Raw genomic sequence first — 20,291 nt, 5'->3', positions numbered from 1 at the left:
GCTAAATAATGACCGATTACTTACTGCTCTTTGTCGGAACTGTGCTGGTTAATAACTTCGTACTGGTGAAGTTCCTTGGCCTGTGCCCGTTTATGGGGGTCTCCAAAAAGCTGGAGACGGCAATGGGCATGGGGCTGGCCACCACCTTCGTGATGACGATGGCCTCCATTTGCGCATGGCTGATTGATACCTGGATCCTGATCCCGCTGGACATGCTCTACCTGCGCACCTTGTCCTTTATTCTGGTCATTGCGGTGGTGGTGCAATTTACCGAAATGGTAGTGCGTAAAACCAGCCCTGCCCTGTATCGCCTGTTGGGTATTTTTCTGCCCCTCATCACCACCAACTGTGCTGTGCTGGGCGTGGCGCTGCTCAACATCAACCTTGGGCATAATTTCATGCAGTCGGCGCTGTACGGTTTTTCCGCGGCGGTCGGTTTCTCTTTTGTTATGGTCCTGTTCGCGTCGATTCGCGAGCGTCTGGCAGCGGCGGATATTCCCGCGCCGTTTCGCGGTAACGCCATCGCTCTGGTGACCGCAGGTTTAATGTCTCTGGCCTTTATGGGCTTTAGTGGTCTGGTGAAGTTGTAATGAGTGCTATCTGGATTGCCATCGCGTCCATCAGCGTACTGGGACTCGTCTTTGGCATCATTCTGGGTTATGCCTCCCGCCGGTTTGCGGTAGAGGACGATCCGGTGGTTGAAAAAATTGATGAGCTTTTGCCGCAGAGCCAGTGTGGGCAGTGCGGCTACCCTGGCTGCCGTCCTTACGCTGAGGCGGTGGGCGTGCAGGGAGAAAAGATCAACCGCTGCGCGCCGGGTGGCGAAGCGGTCATGCTTAAAATAGCTGCCCTGCTGAATGTCGATCCGCAGCCTGTCGACGGCGATGAACAGGCGCAGGAGCCCGTTCGTGCCCTTGCTGTTATCGACGAAGCCAACTGCATCGGCTGCACCAAATGTATTCAGGCGTGCCCTGTCGACGCCATTGTAGGCGCAACCCGCGCCATGCACACCGTTGTGGCGGACCTGTGCACCGGTTGTAACCTCTGCGTGGCCCCCTGCCCGACGCAGTGTATAGAACTCCGCCCGGTTGAAACGACGACCGAAAGCTGGAAATGGGATCTTCAGACCATTCCGGTTCGCAATATTCCTGTGGAACAACATGCTTAAGTTATTTTCTGCTTTCAGAAAAGAGAAGATCTGGGACTTCGACGGCGGTATCCATCCCCCGGAAATGAAAACCCAGTCAAACGGTACGCCGCTGCGTCAAATTCCGCTGGCGACCCGCTACGTGATGCCATTGAAACAGCACATCGGCGCGGAAGGCGAGCTGTGCGTGAAAGAAGGCGATACCGTCCTTCGCGGCCAGCCGCTGACCTTTGGTCGTGGACGTATGTTGCCGATACATGCCCCGACTTCGGGCAAGGTGGTGGCTGTTGCCCCCCATACCGTTGCCCATCCCTCGGCGTTGTCTGAGCTGAGCGTCATCATTGAAGCCGACGGGGAAGATCTCTGGATCGATCGTGACGGCTGGAGCGACTACCGTTCCCGCAGCCGTGAAGCGCTGATTGAACGCATTCATCAGTTTGGCGTAGCAGGTCTTGGAGGCGCTGGCTTCCCGACCGGCGCCAAACTTCACGGCGGCGGCGATAAAATCGAAACGCTGATTATTAACGCCGCCGAGTGCGAACCGTACATCACCGCCGATGATCGTCTGATGCAGGACTGTGCCGCGCAGGTGGTGGAAGGTATTCGCATTCTTGCGCATATCCTGCAACCCCGCGAAGTGCTGATCGGTATTGAAGACAATAAACCGCAGGCCATTTCGATGCTACGTGCGGTACTGGCGGACAGCCATGATATCGCCCTGCGCGTGATCCCGACCAAATACCCGTCCGGCGGGGCGAAGCAGCTGACGCAGATCCTGACCGGAAAACAGGTCCCCCACGGGGGCCGTTCGTCCGATATCGGCGTGCTGATGCAAAACGTGGGTACTGCCTACGCGGTGAAACGTGCGGTGATTGACGGCGAGCCATTGACCGAACGCGTCGTCACGCTGACCGGCGAGTCCGTCTCCCGTCCCGGCAACGTCTGGGCGCGTCTGGGTACGCCGGTGCATCATCTGCTGGAACAGGCTGGCTTCTGCCCGGGGAGCGAGCAGATGGTCATTATGGGCGGCCCGCTGATGGGCTTTACCCTGCCGTGGCTGGATGTGCCAGTGGTGAAGATTACCAACTGCCTGCTCGCCCCTTCCCCAACGGAGATGGGCGAAACGCAGGAAGAGAAAGGTTGTATACGCTGTAGCGCCTGCGCGGATGCGTGTCCGGCAGACTTGCTGCCGCAGCAGTTGTACTGGTACAGCAAAGGCCAGCTGCACGATAAAGCCCAGGCGCATAACCTGGCTGACTGTATTGAATGCGGTGCCTGTGCCTGGGTCTGCCCAAGCAATATTCCGCTGGTGCAGTACTTCCGTCAGGAGAAAGCCGAAATCTACGCTATCTCCATGGAAGAAAAACGTGCCGCTGAAGCGAAGGCCCGCTTTGAAGCGCGCCAGGCGCGACTGGAGCGCGAGAAACAAGCCCGTCAGGAACGCCATAAGCAGGCTGCCGTGCAGCCTGCGGCGAAAGATCAGGATGCGATTAACGCTGCCCTCGCCCGTGTGCGGGAGAAGAACGCGACTGCCGCTCAGCCGGTAGCGATCGTGGCTGGCCAAAAGCCGGACAATAGCGAAGCGATTGCCGCCCGCGAAGCGCGTAAAGCCGAAGCGCGCGCACGTCAGGCGGAGAAGGCGCAAAACGCCAAACCGGAAACCGACACAGACCCGCGTAAAGCGGCGGTGGAAGCGGCTATCGCCAGGGCAAAAGCCCGTAAAGCCGGTCAGCAGACAGTGGTGGTTGAACAGGAAGCGACCGATCCGCGCAAGGCGGCCGTTGAAGCCGCTATCGCCCGCGCCAAAGCACGTAAAGCGGCACAGCTTCAGCCTGCCGAAGAGAGTGAAGCGCCTGTCGACCCACGTAAAGCCGCCGTTGAAGCGGCCATCGCCCGTGCCAAAGCACGAAAAGCCGCACAGCAGGACGAACGGCCTGCGGCCGCCAACGACGATCCACGCAAAGCCGCAGTCGCCGCCGCGATTGCGCGTGTTCAGGCAAAGAAAGCCGCGCAGCAAGCCGTTAACGAGGATTAAATGGTTTTCAGAATTGCAAGTTCCCCTTATACCCATAACCAGCGCCAGACATCGCGTATTATGATGCTGGTGTGCCTGGCCGCGTTGCCAGGTATTGCCGTACAGTGTTGGTTTTTCGGCTGGGGTACGCTTTTCCAGTTAGTTCTGGGTTGCGCCAGTGCCGTCGCAGCGGAAGCAGCGATCCTGAAGCTGCGCAAAATGGAGGTGACTCGCATCCTGAGCGATAACTCCGCCCTGTTGACCGGCCTGTTGCTTGCCATCAGCATTCCCCCGTTCGCCCCGTGGTGGATGGTAGTATTGGGAACGGTATTTGCGGTGATCATCGCCAAGCAGCTGTACGGTGGGCTGGGCCATAACCCGTTTAACCCGGCAATGATTGGTTACGTGGTGCTACTGATCTCCTTCCCGGTACAGATGACCAGTTGGCTGCCGCCGCATGAGATCGCCGCCACGGTGCCCGGCTTTATGGATGCCCTGAACGTTATCTTTACTGGCCACACCGCGATGGGCGCGGATATGAACGCGCTTCGCATGGGCGTGGATGGCATCAGCCAGGCCACCCCGCTCGATACCTTCAAAACCTCCCTGCGTGCCGGCCACAGCGTCGAGCAGGTGATGAAATCGTCTATTTACAGCGGCGTACTGGCGGGTGCGGGCTGGCAGTGGGTCAATCTGGCCTACCTGTTGGGCGGTGCCTTCCTGCTGCAACAAAAAGCGATCCGCTGGCATATTCCAGTGAGCTTCCTGGTGACGCTGGCCGTCTGTTCAACGCTCGGCTGGGTCATCTCACCTGAGTCACTGGCCAGCCCGCAGCTCCATCTGCTCTCCGGCGCGACCATGCTCGGGGCATTCTTTATTCTGACCGATCCGGTCACCGCCTCTACCACCAACCGAGGTCGTCTGATTTTCGGCGCGCTGGCGGGCTTGCTGGTCTGGCTTATTCGCAGCTTTGGTGGCTATCCGGACGGCGTGGCATTTGCCGTACTGCTGGCTAACATCACCGTTCCGCTCATCGACTACTACACGCGTCCACGCGTGTACGGTCATCGCTAAGGGTTACGCCATGCTAAAGACTATGCAAAAACACGGCGTCACGCTGGCGATCTTCGCCGCCGCCCTCACCGGGCTGACCGCGCTGGTAAATGAACTGACGAAAAGCACCATTGAAGAGCAGGCAATGAAGCAGCAAAAGGCGTTGTTCGATCAGGTGATCCCATCAGACTTCTATGATAATAACCTGCAAAAAAGCTGCTTTGTCGTGCAGGCCCCGCAGCTCGGTAAAGGAAGCCACCGCGTTTATATTGCCCGTAAGGGCGAGAACCCGGTGGGTGCCATCATGGAAGCCACCGCGCCGGACGGTTACTCTGGCGCAATTCAGCTGCTGGTAGGCAGCGATTTTTCCGGCACCGTGCTGGGTACGCGCGTGACGGAACATCACGAAACGCCGGGCCTTGGCGACAAAATTGAAACACGCCTGAGCGACTGGATTTTACACTTTGCCGGTAAGATGATTCATGGCGAGGACGATCCTGCTTTCGCGGTGAAAAAAGATGGCGGTGAGTTTGACCAGTTCACGGGCGCCACGATTACGCCCCGCGCGGTCGTCAACGCCGTCAAACGCGCCGGTCTGTATGCCGAAACGCTGCCCGCGCAGATCAATCATCTTTCCGCCTGTGAGGAGTGACCATGAGCCAGGTTAAAGAGGTTATCGTCCAGGGACTCTGGAAGAACAACTCGGCATTGGTACAGCTGTTGGGATTGTGCCCGCTGCTGGCGGTGACGTCTACCGCCACCAACGCGCTCGGGCTGGGGCTGGCGACCACGCTGGTGCTGACCCTGACCAACTTCTCCATTTCTGTTTTGCGCCGCTGGACGCCATCGGAAATCCGTATTCCGATTTATGTCATGATCATTGCATCGGTGGTCAGCGTCGTGCAAATGCTGATTAACGCCTACGCATTTGGCCTGTACCAGTCGCTCGGGATCTTCATTCCGCTTATCGTGACTAACTGTATTGTCGTGGGACGCGCTGAAGCCTTCGCGGTGAAAAACAACCCGGCAATTTCCGCGCTGGATGGGTTTTCCATCGGCATGGGCGCGACTGCCGCCATGTTCGTCCTCGGCTCTCTGCGTGAAATTCTGGGCAACGGTACGCTCTTCGACGGTGCGGACGCGCTGCTTGGCGGCTGGGCGAAATCGCTGCGTATCGAGGTGTTCCATACGGACACCCCATTCCTGCTGGCCATGCTACCGCCAGGCGCATTCATTGGCCTTGGAATGATGCTGGCGTTAAAATACCTGATTGATGAAAAACGTAAACGCCGCGCCGCTGAACGCAGCGTACAGGAAGGGATCCCCGAGAAAGCAGTATGAATAAAGAGAAACGCATTGCGATCCTGACGCGCCTGCGCGATGAGAATCCTCATCCAACGACAGAGCTGAATTTTAACTCGCCGTTTGAACTGTTGATCGCGGTGCTGCTCTCTGCGCAGGCCACTGACGTGAGCGTCAACAAAGCCACGGCCCTGCTCTACCCTGTCGCCAATACGCCGCAGGCTATGCTGGAGCTGGGGGTTGAAGGGGTAAAATCCTATATCAAGACCATCGGCCTGTTTAACAGTAAGGCCGAAAACGTCATTAAGACCTGCCGGATCCTGCTTGAGCAGCACGGCGGTGAAGTCCCGGAAGATCGCGCAGCGCTGGAAGCGTTGCCAGGCGTCGGGCGTAAAACGGCAAATGTCGTGCTCAACACGGCGTTTGGCTGGCCGACGATCGCCGTGGACACTCACATCTTCCGCGTTTCTAATCGCACCCGGTTCGCGCCGGGTAAAAACGTGGAAGAGGTGGAAGAAAAGCTATTAAAAGTGGTCCCTGCGGAATTTAAGGTGGATTGCCATCACTGGCTAATCCTTCACGGGCGCTATACCTGTATTGCACGTAAGCCACGCTGCGGCTCCTGCATTATCGAAGATCTCTGTGAATACAAAGAAAAAGTCTATCCGTGAAGGTACATCCACTTGTTACTGTTCAAGCCCTTAGATTAAACAAGGGCTCTGATATCTTCTCCCTTGGCCGTAATTTTCCCTCTCATTGTCCATAAAGTGTTGTCGATTCTGCCGATATTTAACACTCAAACAGGTTAATAGTTTTTTCATCACCAAAAATTTCTATACATCTGTGATCGCGATCACTCTGATAACTTGATGTTGGATTTTTGTTGTTAAAAGCCTCTCCACGCCTTTGCCAGACAAGATCTCATCCTTTACTCACCGCATATAAGACCAGTCATTTTTCAGAATATGGGCTATATCACTGCCTTTCACCCAAAATAGCAGAACATATCGCCATACAGCCATTCATCAGGGTCATTTACAGTGAAAAAAACCACCAATTCTCAACGGATGAAATTTAACGCTGCATAACATTTGCATGAACCGATGATTATACCGCCACAGTTATATGTAACAGATTATTACAAACGTATTGCCAGATGGGGCTGGATAGTGAACATTACCCGCCGTTTCCCCTCCCAATATAACTATAAAGCGGATGGACTACGGTCATCATGCTATGAACACCCCCGTTAATATGGGATGTAAAAAAAGAGGTATATGTGTCTACTGCAAACAATAAACCAACAGATGAGAGCGTAAGTCTTAACGCTTTCAAACAGCCTAAAGCGTTCTATCTCATTTTCTCTATCGAATTATGGGAGCGTTTTGGCTACTACGGCCTGCAAGGGATTATGGCCGTTTACCTGGTTAAGCAACTGGGTATGTCCGAAGCCGATTCCATCACGCTGTTCTCGTCCTTCAGCGCTCTGGTCTATGGCCTGGTCGCCATCGGCGGCTGGTTAGGCGATAAAGTTCTCGGTACGAAACGTGTCATTATGCTGGGCGCCGTGGTTCTGGCGATTGGCTATGGTCTGGTTGCATGGTCCGGGCACGATGCGGGCGTGGTATACATGGGCATGGCTACCATCGCGGTAGGTAACGGCCTCTTTAAGGCTAACCCGTCCTCCCTGCTTTCTACCTGCTACAACAAAGATGATCCGCGTCTGGACGGTGCATTTACCATGTACTACATGTCCATCAACATCGGTTCATTCTTCTCTATGCTGGCAACCCCATGGCTGGCCGCGAAATTCGGCTGGAGCGTAGCGTTTGCGCTGAGCTTCGTGGGTATGCTGATCACCGTTGTGAACTTCCTGTTCTGTCGCAGCTGGGTTAAAGATTATGGTTCTAAACCAGACTTCGAACCCGTGCATATGGGCAAACTGCTGGCAACCATCGTCGGCATTGTGATCCTGGCCGCTGTCGCGACCTGGCTGCTGCACAACCAGGGTATTGCACGTGCCGTACTGGCCGTGGTTGCGCTGGGTATCGTGATTATCTTCGCTAAAGAAGCCTTCGCGATGCAGGGTGCGGCACGTCGTAAGATGATTGTGGCGTTCATCCTGATGCTGGAAGCGATTATCTTCTTCGTCCTGTACAGCCAGATGCCGACGTCTCTGAACTTCTTCGCAATCCGCAACGTTGAGCACTCCATCCTGGGTATCGCGTTCGAGCCGGAGCAGTACCAGGCACTGAACCCGTTCTGGATCATGATTGGTAGCCCGATTCTGGCCGCTATCTATAACAAGATGGGCGACCGTCTGCCGATGCCGCACAAGTTCGCGATCGGTATGGTGCTGTGCTCTGGCGCATTCCTGGTGCTGCCGCTGGGGACGAAATTCGCGACCGACGCGGGTATCGTGTCTGTTAACTGGCTGATCCTGAGCTATGCGCTGCAATCCATCGGTGAACTGATGATCTCCGGTCTGGGCCTGGCGATGGTTGCACAGCTGGTCCCTCAGCGTCTGATGGGCTTCATCATGGGTAGCTGGTTCCTGACGACCGCTGGCGCAGCCATCATTGCAGGTAAGATTGCGAACCTGATGGCGGTACCGGACAACGTTACCGACCCGCTGGTCTCCCTGAACGTCTACGGTACCGTGTTCATGCAAATTGGTATCGCGACAGCCGTAATTGCCGTGCTGATGCTGCTCACCGCACCAAAACTCAATCGTATGACGCAGGACGACGACAAATCCGCTAAAGCGACCAACACCGCGAACGCGTAATGTCATCGGGAAACGACTGAACAGAAGCCGCTAATTGATTAGCGGCTTTTTTTTTATCTGAACGCGCACTAACATAGCGGGAACCTCAGCAAAAAGGAGTTACCGATGAAACTGTTCTATAAACCGGGCGCCTGCTCTCTTGCTTCGCATATCACCCTTCGCGAGAGCGGTAAGGATTTCACGCTGGACGGCGTTGACCTGATGAAAAAGCGCCTGGAAAACGGGGGTGACTTTTTTGCGATTAACCCAAAAGGGCAGGTTCCGGCCCTGCTGCTGGATGATGGTACGCTGCTGACCGAAGGCGTGGCGATAATGCAGTACCTGGCGGACAACGTACCGGATCGTCAGCTCCTTGCTCCTACCGGCAGCATTGCACGTTATAAGACGCTGGAGTGGCTGAACTATATTGCCACCGAGCTACACAAAGGCTTTACGCCCCTGTTCCGCCCGGATACCCCTGAAGAGTACAAACCGACCGTGCGCACGCTGCTGGAGAAAAAGTTGCAGTACGTTAACGACGCGCTGAAAGACGACCAGTGGATCTGTGGCTCGCGTTTCACCATCGCCGATGCCTATCTGTTTACCGTTCTGCGTTGGGCACGCGCGGTTAAGCTGAACATGGAAGGGTTAGCCCATGTCGCGTCGTATATGACGCGCGTGGCGGAGCGTCCTGCGGTGGCGGCGGCGCTGAAAGCGGAAGGGTTGAATTAACCGAACGGCCTGTGTTGCCGGGTGGCGCTGCGCTTACCCGGCCTACACTATCCCTGCTCTTACAATTGGGTTGCGCTGAAATAATGCTCGGGCTTCGCGATGCGATCCTGCGCCGCGACCACCTGGAGCTCATATTCCTGCATCGTCTTCGTCGCAATCATGATTTCATAAACGGCTGCGGTGACGTGCTCCAGCGCATCGCGCAGGCTTGCGCCCTGCAATAGCTTCACCAGCAGCAAACCGCTGGTCACATCCCCGACCCCGACAGGCTGACGTGTACCGAAATCCACCAGCGGTCGACTGATGTGCCAGGCTTCATCCTTCGTCACCAGCAGCATTTCAAAACGGTCCTGGCTCAACCCTGCGCGTGCCAGGTGCTTCACCAGCACAATCTCAGGCCCCTGAGCAATTAGCTCGCGAGAGGCGCGTACAGCCTCTTCTACGCTGTTGACTGGATGCTCGCACAGGATCTCAAGTTCAATCAGGTTGGGCGCAATAATATCGCTGGCAGGCAATGCATGACGGACATGAAACTCCGCAACGCCCGGCGCGACGATGCAGCCTTTTTCCGGATGTCCCATCACCGGATCGCAGAAATATTTCGCCGCGGGGTTTGCCGCTTTCACCTGGCGCACAATGCCGAGGATATGCTCCCCCTGCTCCGCCGAACCCAGATAACCGCTCAGTACGGCATCGCAGCGTTTAAGCTGGTCGATATCCGCAATCCCCTGAACGATCTCCGTCAGATGCGACGGCGGCATTACGCAGCCGGTCCATTTACCGTACTGGGTGTGATTCGAGAACTGGACGGTATTGAGGGGCCAGACGTTGGCCCCAAGGCGGCGCATCGGGAATTCCGCAGCGCTGTTGCCAGCATGTCCAAAAACAACGTGGGACTGAATGGCGAGGATGTTCTTCATGTTGTACTTACCAAACCCTGTCAAAACAAAAGGGGCGTGGTTTCCCACGCCCCTGCGTACTTTTAATTACTTCCAGCAGACCAGGCAGTAGTTTTTCTTACCGCGACGCAGCAGCGTGTAGCGACCATACAGACGGTCGTTGTCGGTAAAGGTGTATTCCGGATCGGCCTGTTTTTCGCCATTAATGGTGATCGCGTTAGAGGCGATGGTTTTACGCGCCTGACCGCGAGACGGCTGGAGCTCGGAGTCGACCAGCGCCTGCATCAGATCGGCGCCTTTTTCCATCTCCACCATCGGCACGCCATCCTGCGCCAGCTGTTCGAAATCCGCTTCGCTTAAATCGCTCAGGGTCCCGTTGAACAGGCTCGCCGTAATGCGTTTCGCCGCTGCCAAACCTTCTTCACCGTGAACCAGTTTGGTCACTTCGTCGGCCAGCACATACTGGGCGCGCGGTGCTTTACCGCTGTTCTTGTCTTCTTCTTCCAGCGCATTGATTTCTTCGATATCCATAAAGGTGAAGAATTTCAGGAAGCGATAAACGTCGGCATCCGCCGTGTTGATCCAGAACTGGTAGAATTTGTACGGGCTGGTTTTCTTCGGATCAAGCCATACTGCGCCGCCTTCGGTTTTACCAAACTTGGTACCGTCTGCTTTGGTGATCAGCGGCACGGTCAGACCAAACACCTGATTCTGGTGAAGGCGACGGGTCAGATCGATACCGGAGGTGATGTTACCCCACTGATCAGAACCGCCAATTTGCAGCGACACGCCGTGCAGCTTGTTCAGGCAGGCGAAGTCATACCCCTGCAACAGGTTGTAGGAGAACTCGGTGAAAGAGATACCCTGATCGTCACGGTTAAGACGCTGCTTGACCGCTTCTTTGTTAATCATCTGGTTAACAGAGAAGTGTTTGCCGATGTCACGCAGGAACGTCAGCACGTTCATGCCACCAAACCAGTCGTAGTTGTTCGCCGCAATCGCAGCGTTGTCACCACAGTTGAAATCCAGGAACGGTGCAACCTGTTTACGGATCTTATCCACCCACTCCTGCACGGTGTCTTCGGTATTCAGCTTACGCTCAGCGGCTTTGAAACTTGGGTCGCCAATCAGACCAGTCGCACCGCCAACCAGGGCAACAGGCTTATGACCCGCCATCTGGAAGCGTTTCAGGCATAACAATGGAACAAGATGCCCCAAATGCAAGCTGTCAGCGGTGGGATCGAAGCCGCAATAGAGCGCGATCGGGCCTTGCGCCAGTCGCTCTGCTAACGCTTCCTCGTCCGTCACCTGGGCCACCAGGCCCCGCTCTTGCAATTGTTTAATCAAGTTACTGCTTGCCATCAAATTCTCCATGTATAAACGACTGCACCTTTGCCGGTACACGACTTTTCGCCTGATGCGAAAGGACCATAGAATAAAGCGCCAGCGCGGTGTGCGCTAGCGCTTAAATCAACAAATTTTGGGGATTACGGTGCCAGTCGGTCTATTTTCCAGCCACCGTTGTCGCGCTGGTATAAAAAGCGATCGTGCAGGCGGTGCTCACCGCCCTGCCAGAATTCCATCTGCTCAATGGGGATGCGGAACCCGCCCCAGAAACTCGGCAGCGGCACTTCACCCTGCTGAAACTTCTGTTTGAGTTCGAGGAATTTACTTTCAAGTACGCCGCGGGCCGAGATTCGGCTGGACTGTTTAGAAACCCAGGCGCCAATCTGACTGTCGCGCGGTCGGCTGTGGAAATATTTCACCACTTCGAGCGTAGAGAGGCGCTCTGCCTTGCCGGTAACCATCACCTGGCGCTCAAGCATATGCCACGGGAAGAGCAGGCTAATACGCGGATTATTTTCCAGGTGATGCGCTTTACGACTACCAAGGTTGGTGTAGAACACCAGCCCTTTCTCGTCATAATGCTTAAGAAGAACGATGCGTTGATACGGCTGACCGTTTTCATCAACCGTGGCAACGACCATCGCCGTCGGGTCGGCCAGTTTCGCTTCGCAGGCCTGTTTCAGCCAGCGTTCAAAAAGCACCAGCGGTTCGGCGGGAAGATCCTGGCGGCGCAGACCGCCTTTGGTGTATTCACGGCGCAGATGCGCAATTTGCTGTAGTTCGTCGTTTTCTGACATGGCGTTAGCTGAAAGTGAGGTTGGGTGGCGCTATTGTGCGCGCCCCCTTCAAAAATCTCAACGCTTCGGATTTTCCAGCTGACAATTGTTCAGCACAATGCGGTCTCGCTTATAGACGGTGGCGCTGTCACCTTTTGACCAGAAGACGTAGATCCCATCCGTGTAACGCGCCCCGGAGGCGGACATCCCCTGCTTCAGCGTCAACAACTTATTGTCATAAACAAAGCTGGCTTCCTGGCGAGTGTTGTTCAGCTTCACCGTCAGCGGTTTTTCATCACAACGATATTCCAGCGTATCGGTTTGCATACGCTCAACGAACTGGTTATAGACGCTGCATCCGGTCATAAGAAAAGGTACAGCAATGAGAAGAAGTTTTTTCATGGGCAGATTCCGAAGACTATCCTGGTCCTGGAGGGCCTAACCGCCCTCCTGTTTTTCCCTATTTTACGGGTTATGCCTCCCGCTGAATTTCAGTTAACTCTGATTATGGCGCGGATTTGCCGGGAAAATAGCACCGAGGACGCTCGCCTCCCGCGCACCGGTTACGGAGGGTAAATTCCCGGGCAGACCGGCAACCGTACGCCAGGCAAGCCAGGCGAAGGCCAGCGCTTCCATGTCGTCTCCGCTGATCCCGGCTTCGTCAGTGGTCGTGACTTCGGTGCCCGGCAGCAGGGCGGCGAGGCGTGCCATCAGGAGCGGGTTGCGGCTTCCGCCTCCGCATACCAGCAGGCGCTCGCACCCGCCGCTGAGCAACACCTGTTCAGAAATCGACACGGCGGTAAGCTCAGTCAGCGTAGCCTGCACATCCTGTGGCGCAAGGCCGGGGAAGCGTGCCAGATGACGTTCAAGCCAGCCGTAGTTGAAATACTCTCGCCCCGTGCTTTTCGGCGCTGGCAGGGCAAAGAATGGATCGCTTAACAGGGCTTGCAGCAAGGGAAGGATCACTTTCCCCTGACTGGCCCACTGCGCGTCTTTGTCGTAGGGTTTACCGTTCTGACGCCAGATCCAGGCATCCATCAGCATATTACCGGGCCCGGTATCGTATCCACGCACGGGCTGCCCGGGAATGAGCATCGACAGGTTGGCAATCCCGCCAATGTTCAGGACCATTCTGCGCTCCACCGGGTGCGCCAGCAGCGCCTGATGAAATGCCGGAACCAGCGGCGCCCCCTGCCCGCCGAGGGCCATATCGCGACGACGGAAATCCCCCACCACCGTCACGCCGGTTTTTGCCACAATCTGGTTATTATCGCCAATTTGCATCGTGTGCGGCGCCTCGCCGACAGGTTCATGCCAGACGGTCTGCCCATGGCAGCCTATTGCCACGACATCCTGCGGATGAAGTCTTTCTTGCTGCATCAGAGCCAGTACCGCATCAGCAAACAGCGCCCCCAGACGCACATCCAGTTGGCCCAGTTGGGAAAGCGTCAGCTGTTGCCCCTGGCAGATGCTCAGGATCTCTTCTTTTAACGAGACCGGAATAGGCCAGGTCAGGCTTGCCTGCTGCGCCACCATGTTTTCATCAATGGCGGCCAGAACGACATCCACACCGTCAAGACTGGTACCAGACATCACACCGATATAGCGACCCGATTTCATGCGCTTTCCTTACGTTACATGGGCTAAGTGCAACCACTCCATCATAAATAACGCTGCTTTGCTATCCGGTGATAATATTTTTTAACAATCTCAGACCTGTAGCACAGACGGTTTTTGTTTATGTCCCGTTAAGCCCCGTTCAGGTAAAATTTATCTATTCGGCATGCAAAGATATGAACTGTGGTCAGGAATGCCATATAATTTAGCCATAACGGATGCCCCAACCGGGCATTTTTTGGTGAACAGGAGAGTCAAATGATTTTACGTGTACTGGGCGTTTCGCTGATTGGTTTAACACTGGCGGGTTGTGTGAACGACAATTCACTCTCCGGCGACGTATATAGTGCTTCTGAAGCTAAACAGGTACAGAACGTGACCTACGGTACTATCGTTAATGCCCGTCCTGTTCAGATTCAGGGTGGTGATGACACGAACGTCGTGGGCGCAATCGGTGGTGCTGTGCTGGGTGGTTTCCTGGGTAACACCATTGGTGGCGGCACCGGTCGCTCTCTGGCTACCGCAGCAGGCGCAGTTGCAGGCGGCGTAGCGGGTCAGGGCGTTCAGGGTGCGATGAACAAAACTCAGGGCGTTGAGCTGGAAATCCGTAAAGACGATGGCAGCACCATTATGGTTGTGCAGAAACAGGGTAATACTCGCTTTTCTGCAGGCCAGCGTGTTGTACTGGCAAGCAACGGTAGCCAGGTCACCGTCTCCCCGCGTTAATATCCCGACGGATGCGGTCCTTTCGGGCCGCATCCATTTACAAAAACTATCATTTTAAAAAATGTATTTATAAAAATACATTCACACGGCGTATAATTAATTCCCTCTGATATTGTTCCTGCGCAAAGTATTTTTTATTTCCCTCCTTTAGACTCGTCTGATTCTCTTTTTCCTCTTTTTAATTTTTTAACATTCTATGCTTGCGAACTGTCGATTTGTAATGAACCGCTTTGTGGCCTTTGCACTTGGGTGCATTTTTATCATTGCCGTGTTACAAGGTTGTTTTATAAAACTTGTTGAATGGGTTCCTTCATTCTCTCCGCTATTTTTCCCAACGCTCACTATTTTTCTTCTGGTATTCCATCTGTTTATCGCCTGTTTTATGGCAATGAAATACTGGTGTGATAAAAAACGGCTATATCTCGTTCCGATTGCGTCAGCCTTTGCCGGTTCAGCACTGCTGATGGTGGGTACGCTATCCAGTTTTCCAGGTTGGCTGGATCTCTATCAGTTCAACGAGGCGAACTATAATGACGCGATGATCTTTTATATGTTCCGACACCTCTTAATGGCGGTGCTCATGATGGCCTCAGCCTTACTTTATACGCTTCGCGTTTCCCCCCTTTCACGAAGCACCCACATCGGTATTGTTGTCGGATCGGCTCTCTTTACGGGCTGCATGCTTTGGCTGGCGTGGTTCTATTCCAGCCATTCCACGACGTTAACCCTGGATCTTGTGGATAATGAAACCCGGCAGTTCATGATTCTCTGGAGCCAGACCATCAACATCATTTTGGTCATTCTTTGGGTTGTCACATTAATCACCCTGATGGTCGTGACCCGGATAAAAAATTTGTTCTGGGCGGGCGGCAATTTTTTATGCGTCTGTTATGTCGTCACGCTGTTAATGCTGTTGTTAGGTGGATACGTAGAAGATGTATCATGGTACCGCGCCCGGTTATTCGAAACTGTCGCGACATTAATGATTATTTTCATTTTGCTTTCCGACGTCTTTAATTTGTATCGTGACTCGCACGTCAAATACCAGCAGTCATATCAAAATTCAATCCGCGACCCGCTTACCCGTCTTTATAATCGCAGCTATTTTTATGATTCATTAAACTATGCCCTCAGCTCTGCAACGGAGGCACACCCGGTATCGGTGGTGGTAAGCGACCTTGACCGTTTCAAACGTATCAACGACTGTTACGGGCATTTGCAGGGCGATAAGGTATTACAGTTCGTCTCTAATCTGTTGACGGATTCCGTGCGCCCCCAGGATATCGCGGCCCGAATCGGTGGTGAAGAGTTTGTGTTGATGCTGACAAATACCCCTTCAGACGCCGCGCGGCAGGTGGCCGAGCGCATTCGCCTCAAGCTGAGCGGGTTTGATAAAGCCAGCAGCGGCGGTCATCTGCCGGAACCCATTACCATCAGCATGGGCGTATTCACCGCAACCTCGCCGGAAACCAGTGCGGAAACCTGCGTGGAGAGCGCGGATAAAGCCATGTATGAGGCAAAAGAGACAGGGCGCAACCGGGTGGTGGTGTTCAGATAATAAGAAAGGCCTTGATTTCGCAAGGCCTTTACGTTCGGTCAGTCGCGAGACTGCAGATCGTGGATGTTCTGCTCAAGACGGGCGATGAGTCCTATCAGCATCTCCAGCTCAGCGGGGGAAATACCTTCAAGGATCTCCCCACGCGTTTTACTGATGACAGCTTCCATCTCAGTAATAATCGGGGCCGCTTTTTCCGTCAATTTGATCCGCTTGGCGCGACGGTCGCTGGCGCAGGTTTGTCGGGAGATAAGTCCCTTCTCTTCCAGTTGGTCAAGAGTGCGCACCAGTGACGGCTGCTCAATGCCAATCGCTTTTGCCAGTTGGATCTGTGACTGGTCGGGCGGGAGCTGATGAATGTTATGCAGCGTAACCCAGTGCGTCTGCGTGAGTTCCAGAGGTTTCAGGCGATGGTCAATCAGAGCACGCCAGATGCGTACCAACCTTGCCAGATCAGAACCTAATGGCGATTCCAATTTCATCTCCTTATAATTAGCTTGCTAAGTGATTATAGTGATTTTAGAATAGTTTGCAGTATTTGTATTGCCAAAACAAATGCAATCACGGTATTCATCATTCCTTAAAGGATGATTTACACTGAACGGTAATGCGCCATCGCATTGAAATATGCCATTGTGGCCCTCACCCCACTGCAAAGGATCACTGCTTGTGACGTTCTTTTCCCTCTCCGCAGGGTTGCCGCTCCAGGATCTGATTGTCGGCGCATCGGTCTACTTTCCGCCACTGTTTAAAGCCGTGATGGTCGGTTTTGTGATCTGGCTCATTGCGCATCGTCTGCTGCGCGACTGGATGTATTCCGGTGAAATCTGGCACCCGATGTTAATGGATCTCTCCCTGTTTACCCTTTCCGTCTGTCTTGGCCTTGCCGTGTTAACCGTGTGGTGAGAATAGCATTGAAAACGTTAAAATATTTTTCCACTCTTTTCGTTTTAGCGCTGGCGCTTATGGCCGGCTGGTGGCTCTGGAATTATTACATGCAGTCGCCCTGGACGCGTGACGGCAAGATCCGCGCAGAACAGGTCAGCATCACGCCACAGGTGTCCGGCAGTATCAGCGCGCTGCTGGTGAAGGACAACCAGTTCGTTCATGCGGGCGATGTGTTATTCCGCATCGATGAGACCCCTTTCCACATTGCGGTGCTCAATGCCCAGGCGCAGCTCGCAAAAGCTCAATCAGATCTGGCAAAAGCCAATAACGAAGCCGAACGTCGCCGACATCTGTCGAGGAATTACATCTCTGCGGAAGATCTCGATACCGCCAATATCAATGTAAAAGCCATGCAGGCCAGCCTGAAGGTTGCAGAGGCAACGCTGAAACAGGCCGAGTGGCAACTGACCCAGACCGTGGTCAAAGCTCCGGTGGATGGATGGATCACGAGCCTGTCGACACGTGTGGGGGATTACGCCACCACAGGCCAGCCGGTCTTTGCCCTGGTAGATAGCCACTCTTTCTATGTTGTAGGTTATTTTGAAGAGACCAAGCTGCGGCATATCCGCGAGGGTGCGCCTGCCCGGATCACGCTTTACAGCGGTGCAGAAAAGTTACAGGGTCACGTTAGTAGCATAGGTCGGGCAATTTACGATCAGAGCGTGGAAACCGATTCTGGTCTGGTGCCTGACATCAAACCCAACGTACCGTGGGTGCGTCTGGCTCAGCGGGTGCCTGTTCGCGTCGAGTTAGAGCAACTGCCGAAAGACATTACTCTGGTCTCTGGCACAACCTGCACCGTCGCCATCGGATCGCGATGATGAACCTGGGAGCTTTCTCCTGGCGCAATACGCCGTGGATAAAAGCGACACGGCCGCAGTGGCGTTACGCGCTGCGTAACGGCATCGCCATGTGCCTTGCGCTTACGGTAGCCTATTATCTGAATCTGGATGAGCCTTACTGGGCGATGACCTCTGCGGCGGTCGTCAGCTTCCCTACCGTCGGGGGCGTTATCAGTAAAAGCCTCGGGCGCGTGGCGGGTAGCCTGCTGGGTGCGACCGCTGCACTGCTTCTTGCCGGCCATACCCTGAACGATCCCTGGCTCTTTCTGTTAAGCATGTCGGCATGGCTGGGGCTGTGCACCTGGGCCTGCGCACATTTTACCAACAACGTTGCGTACGCGTTTCAACTGGCAGGTTACACCGCAGCCATTATCGCCTTTCCGGTCGTCAACGTGCTGGATACCACCGAGCTATGGGACATCGCCCAGGCACGCGTATGTGAAGTGATGGTCGGCATTCTGTGCGGCGGCGTCATGATGATGATCCTGCCCAGCACCTCTGATGGCACTACGCTTATCACCGCCCTTAAAACGATGCACGCGCGTTTGCTGGAACATGCCAGCCTGCTCTGGCAGCCTGATAGCAGCGATAACATCCGTCTAGCACACGAAAAGGTCATCGGCCAGATCCTGACCATGAATCTGCTGCGCATCCAGGCTTTCTGGAGCCACTACCGTTTTCGTCGCCAGAACACGCTCCTGAACTATTTACTACACCAGCAATTGCGGATGACGAGTGCGATCTCAAGCCTTCGCCGGATGTTGCTGAACTGGCCTGCGCCGCCAGCCCATACCCGGGAAGTTATCGAGGCGCTGCTCGCCGCCCTTGCGCGTCCGGATGCCGATATCTATACCGTGGCCCGCATTATCGCGCCGCTCGCCCCAACGGATGAATATGATTACCGGCACCGCGCCTTCTGGCAGCGTCTGAACTATTTCTGCCGCCTGTATCTGCGCAGCAGCCGCTGGTTAAAAGCCGTCGAAAATGCCACGCCCGTCACCGAATTTTCCGTTCCCGGTAGCCCAGCTCTGGCACGCCATACCGACGCAATGGAGGCGCTGTGGAGCGGTTTTCGTACGTTTTGCGCGTTGACGGCCGTGGGCGCATGGGCCATCACCACCCAATGGGAAGCGGGCAGTGCAGCCCTGACGCTTGCGGCAATCAGCTGCGTGCTCTATTCCGTCGCAGCTTCCCCGTTTAATTCCCTGACGCTTCTGCTGCGTACGCTGGTACTGCTGTCGCTGTTCAGCTTCGTGGTGAAATTTGGTTTGATGGTGCAGATAACCGACCTCTGGCAATTTCTGCTGTTTCTGTTCCCGCTGTTAACCACCATGCAGTTGCTCAAACTGCAAATGCCAAAACTGGCCGGTCTGTGGGGTCAGTTGATTGTTTTTATGGGCTCATTTATCTCTGTAACGAATCCTCCGGTTTACGATTACGCTGATTTTCTCAACGATAACCTGGCGAAGATCCTCGGCGTGGGGCTGGCGTGGCTGGCTTTCGCCGTGCTACGCCCGGGCTCGGATGCGCGTAAAAGCCGCAGGCATATTCGTGAGCTGCGCAGGGGTTTTGTCGATCAACTGAGCCGCAGGCCGCATCTGCGTGAAAGCGAGTATGAATCGCTGGTTTACCATCATGTCAGCCAGCTGAACAACAGCCAGGATTCCCTCTCCCGTCGCTGGCTACTGCGCTGGGGCGTGGTGCTGCTGAACTGTTCGCACGTGGTGTGGCAGCTGCGTGCCTGGGAGACGCGTTCCGACCCGCTTTCGCAGGTCCGCGATAATTGTATTTCCATGCTCCGCGATGTCATGAGCGAGCGCGGAGTTCAGCAACGCCCCCTGAGCGTCACGCTCGCCGAGCTTCAGCGTATTTGCGACGCTCTGGCGCACCACCATCAGCCTGCGGCCCGCGATCTGGCGTCCATTATCTGGCGGCTGCACTGCTCCCTGTCACAGCTTGAACAGGCGCCGCCACCCGGAACAATTGGCGATCAGATCACGCCGCAGGCATAGCGCGCCCCGCCGCCGCCAAGCGGTTTAGGTTGATCGGACATGTTATCGCCGCCCACATGGACCATCAGCGCCTTGCCTTTGACCTCGTCAATCTTTTTCAGCCGGGGCGCAACAACCGGATCGGTGGCTTTACCGTCGTTATTCACCACCAGCACCGGCAGATCGCCGAGGTGCCCCATACCTTCCGGGCCTTCATGCTTACCAGAGTTGTGCGGATCCAGATGCCCCCCAGCGGCCTCAGCGGCTGAAGGTTTCCCCTCTTTCATTGCAGGTTGACAGCTGCCTTTGGCATGAACGTGAAAACCATGTTCACCGGGTGGAAGGGCCTTGAGATCGGGAGTAAATTCCAGCCCTTTATCGGTTTCGGTGATTTTCACCGTCCCGATGGACTGGCCTACTCCCTGAGAAGTGACGAGATTCATTTCAACTTCTTCGCTGGCTGCCTGCGCTCCTGCGCAAACAACCAGCGTGACCACTGCCAGAGCAAAACGCTTCATATGACCTCCACGGGTTATTTTTTGCACCTTAAGTTTATACCAGCGGCGCAGATTTCA

21 protein-coding genes are annotated in these 20,291 nt (G+C 55.0%); 14 read left to right on the top strand and 7 right to left on the bottom strand.

Translation table 11 applies throughout. The annotated features are described in order from the left end of the window. Positions 1 to 8 precede the first annotated feature (8 nt). The 9 genes from rsxA to gstA all read left to right on the top strand — a co-directional run bounded on the left by rsxA (position 9) and on the right by gstA (position 9,015). Positions 9 to 590: an electron transport complex subunit RsxA gene (gene rsxA, locus ACNQ0T_RS09415; RefSeq protein WP_022647920.1), complete on the top strand. Its 582-nt coding sequence runs from the start codon at positions 9 to 11 to the stop codon at positions 588 to 590. Then, positions 590 to 1,168 (top strand): electron transport complex subunit RsxB, encoded by a 579-nt coding sequence (rsxB, locus tag ACNQ0T_RS09410; protein WP_015570664.1) that lies wholly within the window; start codon positions 590 to 592, stop codon positions 1,166 to 1,168. The genes rsxA and rsxB overlap by 1 nt, the downstream gene beginning before the upstream one ends. After that, entirely contained in the window at positions 1,161 to 3,182 is a 2,022-nt protein-coding gene (gene rsxC / locus ACNQ0T_RS09405) for an electron transport complex subunit RsxC (protein ID WP_417929944.1), read from the top strand. The genes rsxB and rsxC overlap by 8 nt, the downstream gene beginning before the upstream one ends. Next, the gene (gene rsxD, locus ACNQ0T_RS09400) at positions 3,183 to 4,235 is read left to right on the top strand and encodes an electron transport complex subunit RsxD (RefSeq protein ID WP_022647918.1); all 1,053 of its coding nucleotides are present in this window, start codon (positions 3,183 to 3,185) and stop codon (positions 4,233 to 4,235) included. Between the two features lie 10 nt (positions 4,236 to 4,245). Next, positions 4,246 to 4,866 (top strand): electron transport complex subunit RsxG, encoded by a 621-nt coding sequence (gene rsxG, locus ACNQ0T_RS09395; protein WP_022647917.1) that lies wholly within the window; start codon positions 4,246 to 4,248, stop codon positions 4,864 to 4,866. A 2-nt stretch (positions 4,867 to 4,868) separates the two neighbouring features. Then, entirely contained in the window at positions 4,869 to 5,555 is a 687-nt protein-coding gene (locus tag ACNQ0T_RS09390; protein WP_003857592.1) for an electron transport complex subunit E, read from the top strand. Next, on the top strand, positions 5,552 to 6,187 hold the full coding sequence (gene nth, locus ACNQ0T_RS09385; RefSeq protein WP_015570668.1) for an endonuclease III: 636 nt from the start codon (positions 5,552 to 5,554) through the stop codon (positions 6,185 to 6,187). Before ACNQ0T_RS09390 ends, nth begins: the two co-directional genes overlap by 4 nt. A gap of 608 nt (positions 6,188 to 6,795) precedes the next feature. Then, a complete protein-coding gene (gene dtpA / locus ACNQ0T_RS09380; RefSeq protein ID WP_023299961.1) occupies positions 6,796 to 8,304 on the top strand; it encodes a dipeptide/tripeptide permease DtpA in 1,509 nt (502 codons plus the stop codon). 105 nt (positions 8,305 to 8,409) lie between these two features. Next, positions 8,410 to 9,015 (top strand): glutathione transferase GstA, encoded by a 606-nt coding sequence (gene gstA, locus ACNQ0T_RS09375; protein ID WP_417929942.1) that lies wholly within the window; start codon positions 8,410 to 8,412, stop codon positions 9,013 to 9,015. A gap of 59 nt (positions 9,016 to 9,074) precedes the next feature. Here the strand turns inward: gstA and pdxY are convergent, their stop codons facing one another. From pdxY to anmK, 5 genes are all read right to left on the bottom strand, one after another. Continuing rightward, positions 9,075 to 9,935 (bottom strand): pyridoxal kinase PdxY, encoded by an 861-nt coding sequence (pdxY, locus tag ACNQ0T_RS09370; protein WP_022647914.1) that lies wholly within the window; start codon positions 9,933 to 9,935, stop codon positions 9,075 to 9,077. A 66-nt stretch (positions 9,936 to 10,001) separates the two neighbouring features. Further along, a complete protein-coding gene (gene tyrS, locus ACNQ0T_RS09365; protein WP_417929940.1) occupies positions 10,002 to 11,276 on the bottom strand; it encodes a tyrosine--tRNA ligase in 1,275 nt (424 codons plus the stop codon). Positions 11,277 to 11,401: 125 nt separating this feature from the next. Then, positions 11,402 to 12,058, bottom strand: coding sequence for a pyridoxamine 5'-phosphate oxidase (pdxH, locus tag ACNQ0T_RS09360; RefSeq protein ID WP_023299958.1), 657 nt, complete (start codon positions 12,056 to 12,058; stop codon positions 11,402 to 11,404). Between the two features lie 57 nt (positions 12,059 to 12,115). Continuing rightward, positions 12,116 to 12,439, bottom strand: a complete 324-nt coding sequence (gene mliC / locus ACNQ0T_RS09355) for a C-type lysozyme inhibitor (protein WP_022647912.1) — start codon at positions 12,437 to 12,439, stop codon at positions 12,116 to 12,118. Between the two features lie 93 nt (positions 12,440 to 12,532). Beyond that, positions 12,533 to 13,657 (bottom strand): anhydro-N-acetylmuramic acid kinase, encoded by a 1,125-nt coding sequence (anmK, locus tag ACNQ0T_RS09350; RefSeq protein WP_032624364.1) that lies wholly within the window; start codon positions 13,655 to 13,657, stop codon positions 12,533 to 12,535. Between the two features lie 255 nt (positions 13,658 to 13,912). Here anmK and slyB point away from each other — a divergent pair, with 255 nt between their 5' ends. Together slyB and ACNQ0T_RS09340 are read left to right on the top strand one after the other, a co-directional pair. Then, positions 13,913 to 14,380, top strand: a complete 468-nt coding sequence (slyB, locus tag ACNQ0T_RS09345) for an outer membrane lipoprotein SlyB (protein ID WP_022647910.1) — start codon at positions 13,913 to 13,915, stop codon at positions 14,378 to 14,380. A gap of 196 nt (positions 14,381 to 14,576) precedes the next feature. Continuing rightward, positions 14,577 to 15,938 (top strand): GGDEF domain-containing protein, encoded by a 1,362-nt coding sequence (locus ACNQ0T_RS09340; protein WP_032671098.1) that lies wholly within the window; start codon positions 14,577 to 14,579, stop codon positions 15,936 to 15,938. Between the two features lie 38 nt (positions 15,939 to 15,976). Here ACNQ0T_RS09340 and slyA read toward each other — a convergent pair whose 3' ends face one another. Next, positions 15,977 to 16,417, bottom strand: coding sequence for a transcriptional regulator SlyA (gene slyA, locus ACNQ0T_RS09335; RefSeq protein WP_032623345.1), 441 nt, complete (start codon positions 16,415 to 16,417; stop codon positions 15,977 to 15,979). Positions 16,418 to 16,604: 187 nt separating this feature from the next. Here slyA and ACNQ0T_RS09330 point away from each other — a divergent pair, with 187 nt between their 5' ends. Genes ACNQ0T_RS09330 through ACNQ0T_RS09320 form a run of 3 tightly spaced genes read left to right on the top strand, consistent with a single transcriptional unit; the run spans position 16,605 to position 19,737 of the window. Beyond that, positions 16,605 to 16,841 (top strand): DUF1656 domain-containing protein, encoded by a 237-nt coding sequence (locus ACNQ0T_RS09330; protein ID WP_022647907.1) that lies wholly within the window; start codon positions 16,605 to 16,607, stop codon positions 16,839 to 16,841. Between the two features lie 2 nt (positions 16,842 to 16,843). Next, positions 16,844 to 17,704, top strand: a complete 861-nt coding sequence (locus ACNQ0T_RS09325) for an HlyD family secretion protein (protein ID WP_038417029.1) — start codon at positions 16,844 to 16,846, stop codon at positions 17,702 to 17,704. Further along, positions 17,704 to 19,737, top strand: coding sequence for an FUSC family protein (locus ACNQ0T_RS09320; protein ID WP_063148176.1), 2,034 nt, complete (start codon positions 17,704 to 17,706; stop codon positions 19,735 to 19,737). The genes ACNQ0T_RS09325 and ACNQ0T_RS09320 overlap by 1 nt, the downstream gene beginning before the upstream one ends. Here the strand turns inward: ACNQ0T_RS09320 and sodC are convergent. Continuing rightward, positions 19,716 to 20,234, bottom strand: coding sequence for a superoxide dismutase [Cu-Zn] SodC (gene sodC, locus ACNQ0T_RS09315; RefSeq protein WP_417929937.1), 519 nt, complete (start codon positions 20,232 to 20,234; stop codon positions 19,716 to 19,718). The genes ACNQ0T_RS09320 and sodC overlap by 22 nt on opposite strands. Positions 20,235 to 20,291 lie beyond the last annotated feature (57 nt).

Source organism: Enterobacter cloacae complex sp.6700776 (genome assembly GCF_048284255.1).
In the GTDB taxonomy this organism is placed as follows: domain Bacteria; phylum Pseudomonadota; class Gammaproteobacteria; order Enterobacterales; family Enterobacteriaceae; genus Enterobacter; species Enterobacter intestinihominis.
Note: the sequence above shows the minus strand (reverse complement) of the source record. Positions and strands in the feature narration are given on the sequence as shown.

Bases quoted from the DNA above. Each gene is read 5' to 3' on its own strand.
- rsxA (WP_022647920.1), top strand. From the start codon at position 9: ATGACCGATTACTTACTGCTCTTTGTCGGAACTGTGCTGGTTAATAAC.
- gstA (WP_417929942.1), top strand. From the start codon at position 8,410: ATGAAACTGTTCTATAAACCGGGCGCCTGCTCTCTTGCTTCGCATATC.
- ACNQ0T_RS09390 (WP_003857592.1), top strand. From the start codon at position 4,869: ATGAGCCAGGTTAAAGAGGTTATCGTCCAGGGACTCTGGAAGAACAAC.
- nth (WP_015570668.1), top strand. From the start codon at position 5,552: ATGAATAAAGAGAAACGCATTGCGATCCTGACGCGCCTGCGCGATGAG.
- slyA (WP_032623345.1), bottom strand. From the start codon at position 16,417: ATGAAATTGGAATCGCCATTAGGTTCTGATCTGGCAAGGTTGGTACGC.
- rsxG (WP_022647917.1), top strand. From the start codon at position 4,246: ATGCTAAAGACTATGCAAAAACACGGCGTCACGCTGGCGATCTTCGCC.
- ACNQ0T_RS09340 (WP_032671098.1), top strand. From the start codon at position 14,577: ATGCTTGCGAACTGTCGATTTGTAATGAACCGCTTTGTGGCCTTTGCA.
- sodC (WP_417929937.1), bottom strand. From the start codon at position 20,234: ATGAAGCGTTTTGCTCTGGCAGTGGTCACGCTGGTTGTTTGCGCAGGA.
- rsxC (WP_417929944.1), top strand. From the start codon at position 1,161: ATGCTTAAGTTATTTTCTGCTTTCAGAAAAGAGAAGATCTGGGACTTC.
- rsxB (WP_015570664.1), top strand. From the start codon at position 590: ATGAGTGCTATCTGGATTGCCATCGCGTCCATCAGCGTACTGGGACTC.
- slyB (WP_022647910.1), top strand. From the start codon at position 13,913: ATGATTTTACGTGTACTGGGCGTTTCGCTGATTGGTTTAACACTGGCG.
- anmK (WP_032624364.1), bottom strand. From the start codon at position 13,657: ATGAAATCGGGTCGCTATATCGGTGTGATGTCTGGTACCAGTCTTGAC.
- rsxD (WP_022647918.1), top strand. From the start codon at position 3,183: ATGGTTTTCAGAATTGCAAGTTCCCCTTATACCCATAACCAGCGCCAG.
- tyrS (WP_417929940.1), bottom strand. From the start codon at position 11,276: ATGGCAAGCAGTAACTTGATTAAACAATTGCAAGAGCGGGGCCTGGTG.
- pdxY (WP_022647914.1), bottom strand. From the start codon at position 9,935: ATGAAGAACATCCTCGCCATTCAGTCCCACGTTGTTTTTGGACATGCT.
- mliC (WP_022647912.1), bottom strand. From the start codon at position 12,439: ATGAAAAAACTTCTTCTCATTGCTGTACCTTTTCTTATGACCGGATGC.
- ACNQ0T_RS09320 (WP_063148176.1), top strand. From the start codon at position 17,704: ATGAACCTGGGAGCTTTCTCCTGGCGCAATACGCCGTGGATAAAAGCG.
- pdxH (WP_023299958.1), bottom strand. From the start codon at position 12,058: ATGTCAGAAAACGACGAACTACAGCAAATTGCGCATCTGCGCCGTGAA.